At 51.3% G+C, this 3,468-nt stretch carries 2 protein-coding genes; both read left to right on the forward strand.

The genetic code is table 11. From position 1 onward, the window contains the following. Window positions 1-106: 106 nt before the first annotated feature. The gene (gene uvrA, locus ACTHUE_RS13315) at window positions 107-2,953 is read left to right on the forward strand and encodes an excinuclease ABC subunit UvrA (RefSeq protein WP_440423692.1); all 2,847 of its coding nucleotides are present in this window, start codon (window positions 107-109) and stop codon (window positions 2,951-2,953) included. Window positions 2,954-3,034: 81 nt separating this feature from the next. Further along, window positions 3,035-3,468 (forward strand): hypothetical protein (locus ACTHUE_RS13320; protein ID WP_440423694.1); only part of this gene is annotated, 434 nt, incomplete at its 3' end.

Genomic DNA, 3,468 nt, shown 5'->3' on the forward strand with positions numbered 1-3,468 from the left:
AGACGGCCTCTTTGTTTCTTTTATATCAAATGCTTTATCTATCCAGTCTGTCATTTGAAAAGTGCTACAATAGCCGTTTATTTTATTTTTCAGACGGCCTGACAATATGTGCAACCATCATCCCAAATATTCACACGATAATGACACCATCCGCATCCGCGGCGCGCGTACACATAATTTAAAAAATGTCGATTTGGACATTCCGCGCCACAAACTCGTGGTGGTAACAGGATTGTCAGGCAGCGGCAAATCGTCGCTGGCGTTTGATACTTTATATGCCGAAGGCCAACGCCGTTATGTTGAGAGCCTTTCCGCCTATGCCCGTCAGTTCTTACAGATGATGGACAAACCCGATGTCGATTTGATTGAAGGCTTGTCGCCTGCAATTTCCATCGAGCAGAAATCCACCAGCCACAACCCGCGTTCCACCGTCGGCACGGTAACGGAAATTCACGACTATTTGCGCCTTTTGTACGCACGCGTCGGCACACCCTACTGCCCCGAACACAAGCTGCCGCTGTCGAGCCAAACCGTATCTCAGATGGTCGATGCCGTCTTGAAGCTGCCGGAAGACACGCGCGTGATGATTCTGGCGCCGGCGGTGCGTGAGCGTAAGGGCGAGTTTGTCGATTTCTTTGCCGACTTGCAGGCGCAAGGCTTTGCGCGTGTACGCGTGGACGGCGAGGTCTATCAGCTTGACGAAGTACCGAAGCTGGAAAAAAACATTAAACACAACATCGACGTCGTCATCGACCGCGTGAAAGTGAAGGCGGACATCAAGCAGCGGCTGGCAGAAAGTTTTGAAACCGCGCTACGCCACGGCAACGAGCGCGCGTTGGCGATGGAAATGGACAGCGGCGAAGAGCATTGGTTCTCCGCGCGTTTTGCCTGCCCCGTATGTTCGTACAGTCTGCCCGAATTAGAGCCGCGCCTGTTTTCCTTCAACAACCCGATGGGCTCCTGCCCAACTTGCGACGGCTTGGGCAATACCAACTTCTTTGATCCTGAAAAAGTGGTCGCGCATCCCGAATTATCCTTAGCCGCAGGCGCGATTGACGGCTGGGACAAGCGCAACCAGTTCTATTTCCAAATGATTCAGTCGCTGGCGCGGCATTATGGTTTCGATGTGCAGGCTGCTTGGGAAACACTGCCTGAAAAAGTCAGAAAAGTTGTCTTGCACGGCTCGGGCAAAGAAGTCATTGATTTTACTTACCTGTCCGAACGCGGCACCACCTTCAACCGCAGCCACGCCTTCGAAGGCATCATCCCCAATCTCGAACGCCGCTACCGAGAAACCGACAGCGAAACCGTGCGCGAAAAACTACGCGAATACCAAAACCACCGTGCCTGCCCAAGCTGCGGCGGCGCACGTTTGCGCAAAGAAGCGCGCTACGTTTACGTCAGCGGCGAACCATTGCACGAAGTCTCCGCCTGGCCGCTGACCAAAACCCACCAATTTTTTGAAACGCTGGATTTGGACGGCAACAAAAAACAAATCGCCGAAAAAATCCTCGAAGAAATCACCGAACGCCTTGGCTTCCTGATTAACGTCGGGCTGGATTACCTGAACTTGAGCCGCTCCGCCGAAACCCTTTCCGGCGGCGAAGCCCAGCGCATCCGCCTCGCCAGCCAAATCGGCAGCGGCCTGACCGGCGTGATGTACGTATTGGACGAACCCTCTATCGGTCTGCACCAGCGCGACAACGACCGCCTGCTCGCCACCCTCAAACGCCTGCGCGATTTGGGCAACAGCGTGATTGTGGTCGAACACGACGAAGACGCCATCCGCGAAGCCGATTTCGTCGTCGATATGGGCCCCGGCGCAGGCGAACACGGCGGCAACGTACTGATTGCCGACACGCCCGAAAACGTCGCCAAATGCGAGCAATCCATTACCGGACAATACCTCAGCGGTAAAAAATCCATTGCTGTGCCGTCTGAACGCACGCCCGTCAATCCCGACCGAATGCTCGTCCTCAAAGGCGCGCACGGTAACAACCTCAAAAACGTTACCCTCGAACTGCCGCTCGGGTTGATTACCTGCATCACCGGCGTATCCGGCAGCGGCAAATCCACCCTGATTAACGACACTCTCGCCAAAATCACCGCCCGCGAACTCAACCGCGCCCAAGAAGAACCCGCCCCATACGACGATATTCAGGGCCTCGAACACCTCGACAAAGTCATCAACGTCGACCAATCCCCCATCGGCCGCACCCCGCGCTCCAACCCCGCCACCTACACCGGCCTGTTCACCCCCATCCGTGAACTCTTCACCGGCGTACCCCTCTCGCGCGAACGCGGCTACAACGTCGGCAGATTCTCCTTCAACGTCAAAGGCGGTCGCTGCGAAGCCTGCCAAGGCGACGGCGTGATCAAAGTCGAAATGCACTTCCTGCCCGACGTGTATGTCCCCTGCGAAGTCTGCCATGGCAAACGCTACAACCGCGAAACCCTCGAAATCCAATACAAAGGCAAAAACATCAGCCAAGTCCTCGACATGACCGTCGAAGAAGCCCGCGAATTTTTCGATGCCGTCCCCACCGTATCGCGCAAACTGCAAACCCTGATGGACGTAGGCCTCGGCTACATCCGCCTCGGCCAGTCCGCCACCACCCTCTCCGGCGGCGAAGCCCAGCGCGTCAAACTCGCCTTGGAACTCTCCAAACGCGACACCGGCAGAACGCTCTATATCCTCGACGAACCCACCACCGGCCTGCACTTCGCCGACATCGCCCTGCTGCTGGAAGTCATAGGTCGTCTGAAAGGCAAAGGCAACTCGATTGTGATTATCGAGCACAATTTGGACGTGATTAAAACCGCGGATTGGATTGTGGATTTAGGGCCTGAAGGCGGCGATGGCGGGGGGAGGATTATTGCGGAAGGCAGCCCTGAGATTGTTGCTAAGGTTAAGGGAAGTTATACTGGGAAGTATTTGAAAAATAGCTTATAGTTAAAACATAGAATATCAAAAAATCACATTCAATTCGTCATTGGGTATCTCTATAGTTAATAAGAAATAAAGGAGAAGATAATGCAGTTTAAACTAATACCGGCATTACTAGTTTTTCTAGGTTCCTATTTTCCTTTAGCAATTATTTTAGCAATTCAAGACATTAAAATATCTTCTTGGGACTCGAATATATGCATTAATTTAGATAAATGTCATTTACCTGAATTTCACAATCCTTGGACTTCTCTGCTAATATTCATGATTACAGGGGGATGCCTTATATTGACTTTTTCTATATTTAAAAAAGTCAAGTATGTATATCAAATTAAAATTAGAGAAGCCAAACCAATTCCAACAGAGCTGATTAATTATAGTTTTCCATATATAGTTTCTTTTATGGGAGTTGATTATGAGTCAATTGGGAAAATAGTTGGTTTGATTATTTTTCTTGCATGGTTGTTTTTACTTACTTATAAGTCTCAGCAAATTATTATGAATCCAATACTATTAATTTT

It is taken from the genome of Neisseria sp. P0021.S005, from assembly GCF_051956955.1.

Coding starts and splice junctions, on each gene's coding strand:
- uvrA (WP_440423692.1), top strand. CDS start 107: ATGTGCAACCATCATCCCAAATATTCACACGATAATGACACCATCCGC.